4 protein-coding genes are annotated in these 3,002 nt (G+C 73.4%); 3 read left to right on the top strand and 1 reads right to left on the bottom strand.

Annotation, left to right across the window (positions count from 1 at the left end; genetic code table 11):
* Positions 1-369: HTH domain-containing protein (locus tag RIM90_RS31275; RefSeq protein ID WP_309064110.1), on the bottom strand; the 369-nt coding region annotated here is incomplete at its 3' end.
* Positions 370-446: 77 nt separating this feature from the next.
* Between RIM90_RS31275 and RIM90_RS31270 the strand changes: the two genes are divergently transcribed.
* From RIM90_RS31270 to RIM90_RS31260, 3 genes are read left to right on the top strand one after another with little or no spacing between them, the layout of a single operon-like run.
* The gene (locus tag RIM90_RS31270; RefSeq protein ID WP_309064109.1) at positions 447-1,826 is read left to right on the top strand and encodes an FAD-binding oxidoreductase; all 1,380 of its coding nucleotides are present in this window, start codon (positions 447-449) and stop codon (positions 1,824-1,826) included.
* A 22-nt stretch (positions 1,827-1,848) separates the two neighbouring features.
* Positions 1,849-2,271, top strand: coding sequence for a hypothetical protein (locus tag RIM90_RS31265; RefSeq protein WP_309064108.1), 423 nt, complete (start codon positions 1,849-1,851; stop codon positions 2,269-2,271).
* Between the two features lie 24 nt (positions 2,272-2,295).
* Positions 2,296-2,673 carry an antibiotic biosynthesis monooxygenase family protein gene (locus RIM90_RS31260; protein ID WP_309064107.1) on the top strand — a complete coding sequence of 126 codons (378 nt, stop codon included), beginning with the start codon at positions 2,296-2,298 and terminating at the stop codon, positions 2,671-2,673.
* Positions 2,674-3,002 lie beyond the last annotated feature (329 nt).

Here is a 3,002-nt window from a genome sequence, read left to right as displayed (position 1 = left end):
GCGGCGGCTGGTCAGTTCGGCCGCCGGGCGGTGCGGGGCGGGCAGCGCGGCCATCACCTTGCGCAGCGCGGAACCGAGGGCGTGGTCGAGGCCGAGCGCCGCGTGCGCGCTCTGCGACGCCAGCACGAACAGCGCGCGGGCCTCATCGGTGGTCAGGCCCGTGACGTCGGTGCGGAAGCCGGGCAGCAGCCCGATGCCGCCGTCCTTGCCCCGCTCGGCGTACACCGGGACACCGGCCGCCGACAGCGTCCCGACGTCGCGGTAGATGGTGCGCCGCGACACCTCCAGGCGCTCGGCGAGCTCCTTCGCCGGGACCAGGCGACGGTGCTGGAGCAGCAGCACGATCGAGAGCAGCCGGTCGAACTTCACTCGCGCAGAATATGACGGCCGGTGTCACGTATGCCCCTCACGATCGCTCCTGTCGACACCGACGAAGGAGCAGGACTGTGGAGCGCAACGACTTCGATTCCCTGGCCGCCCGTTGTGAGGGGCCCGTGCTGTTGCCGGGTCAGGAGGGCTTCGACGAGGAGCGCACGGGCTTCAACCTGGCCGTGCGGCACCGCCCGGAGGTGATCGTCGGCGCCGCGCGGGCCGAGGACGTGGTGGCGGCCGTCGCGTTCGCCGCCGCGCACGACCTGCCGGTGGCCGTGCAGAACACCGGGCACGGCTTCTCGGTGCCCGCCGAGGGCGGGCTGCTGGTCACCACCCGGCGCATGACCGCGGTCCGCGTCGACCCGGAGACGCGCATCGCGTACGTCGCGGCCGGCGCCCGCTTCGAGCAGGTGATCCCCGAGGCCGCACGGCACGGCCTGGCGCCGCTGAACGGCTCCGCCCCGCACGTGGGCGTCGTCTCCTCCACCCTGGGCGGCGGGCTCCCGCTGCTCGGGCGCAGCCACGGCTGGGCGGCCGACCGGGTGCTGGCCATGGACGTGGTGACCGCGGACGGCCGGCAGCGCCACGTCACCCCGGACACCGAACCGGACCTGTACTGGGCGCTGCTGGGCGGGCGGGACAACTTCGGCATCGTCACCGGCATGGAGTTCGGCCTGGTCCCGGTGGCCCGGCTCCACGGTGGCGGCCTCTTCTACGACGCCGAGCGGACACCCGGCCTGCTGGAGGCGTACGCGCGGTGGACCGCCACGGTGCCCGACGAGATGAACTCGTCGGTGGCGCTGATCCCCGTCCCGGACGACCCGCAGGTGCCGGAGCCGATGCGCGGACGCCGCGTCTGGCACGTGCGGATCGCCTTCACCGGCTCCGCGGAGGCCGGTGAGCGCCTGGTCGAACCGCTCCGCCGGGTCGGCCCCCGGCTGCTGGAGAACCTGCGCGACATGCCCTACGAGCAGAGTGCCGAGATCCACGACGACCCCCCGGTCCCGATGCCGTGGGCCGCCGACGACGCCTTCCTGGCCGACCTGGACGGCGGCACGATCCGTACGCTCCTCGAGCACGCCGGTCCCGGTGCCGCGCCGCCGGCCATCGTGGAACTGCGCCACCTGGGCGGTGCGCTGGCCCGTCGGCCCGTGCACCCGAACGCCGTCGGCCGTCGCGACGCGCGCTTCATGCTGGCGGTCCTCATCCCCCTGACGGACGTCTCCGACGCCGACGCGCACGCCTTCCTGGGACGCGTGTTCAAGGACCTGGAACCCTGGACCACCGGCCGGTTCATCAATTTCATGGGCCACGGCGGCCTCGCCGATGACGATCGGACCCGCACCGCCTACACCGTGGACGACCACAGGCGGCTGACCGAGCTGAAGACCGCGTACGACCCACGGAACCGCTTCCGCTTCACCTACAACATCCCGCCGGGCACCGGCCGGTGACGTCGACCGCATGGAGACCTCGATGACACCGCCCTCCGCGGACGACGTCCCGACGGCCCCCCGCACGCCGGCACACGCCCGGCTGCGTCGCGTCCTCGCCCTGGACGCGGCCGGAATGATCGTGTTCGGGCTGGTCTACCTCCTCGCCTCCGGCCGCCTCGCCCCCCTCCTGGGGGTCGGTGACAAGCCGGTGCTCACCGCCGGCGGCCTGATGCTCGTGATCGGCGCGGGCGTCGCCCTCCTGGCCACCCGGGCCGATCCACCGGCCGCCCCGGTGCGGATCGTCGTCGTGACCGGGATCGTGTGGGTGGCGGCGAGCGCGGCCTCCCTCGCCCTCGATTGGTGGGACACCACCACCGTCGGCACGGTGTGGACCGTCCTGCAGGCCGTTTCCGTCTCGGTGTTCACCGTCCTGCAGCTCGCCGCACTGCGCGGCAGGACCTGACCATCTCCTACCTCTGGAGTTCCCGTGACCACAGACAGCCGACCCGCCGGAGTGCCGGACACCGCCGTCACGTTCATCAACATCTTCGAGATGTCCGCCGAGCACCTCGACGCGTTCATCGTCCAGTGGGAGCAGCGTGCCGCACTCATGAGGGCCAAGCCCGGCTTCATCGACTCCCGGCTGCACCGGGCCCGTTCCTCGGACACCCGGTTCCAGCTCGTCAACGTGGCCCACTGGGAGAGCCGGGAGGCGTGGGAGGCGGCCACCGCGGACCCCGAGTTCCGCGGGCGCACCCAAGCCGCACAGGAGGACCCGCAGATGCGGATCACATCGAACCGGGGCCTGTACGACGTCGCCGTCGAGTTCTCCGCCACGGCGACGGAGCCGAGTCAGCCGCGCTGACCGCCCCCTGAGGACGGAACCGGACGCCCCGTGCGCCCGGACCGTCGAGCGGCAGGGGTCTCGTCGAGGGCGGCGACTGCTCCGTCCGGGCGGCCCGGGCGGTGGCACCTCCCGGGCGGGGCCGCTCACGGCCGTGTCACCGATCGGGTGTCGGTGACACGGCCGCGCCGGTCCGCCGGGGAGTGATGGCCCTCCTGCCCGTCGGGTTCGCCGTCAACCGACGCTTCGAGGCCAAGTGCGCCGCCCGTCTGCAGGCCGCCGGGTTCACCCCGGTGACCGATCAGGACGGGCGGCTGCGGTACGTGCCACCGGGCGGGCGGCTTCCCGGG

Origin of the sequence: Streptomyces sp. (assembly GCF_031181555.1) — a bacterium.
GTDB lineage: Bacteria > Actinomycetota > Actinomycetes > Streptomycetales > Streptomycetaceae > Streptomyces > Streptomyces fimbriatus.
This window is presented reverse-complemented; position numbering and strand designations above follow the sequence as displayed.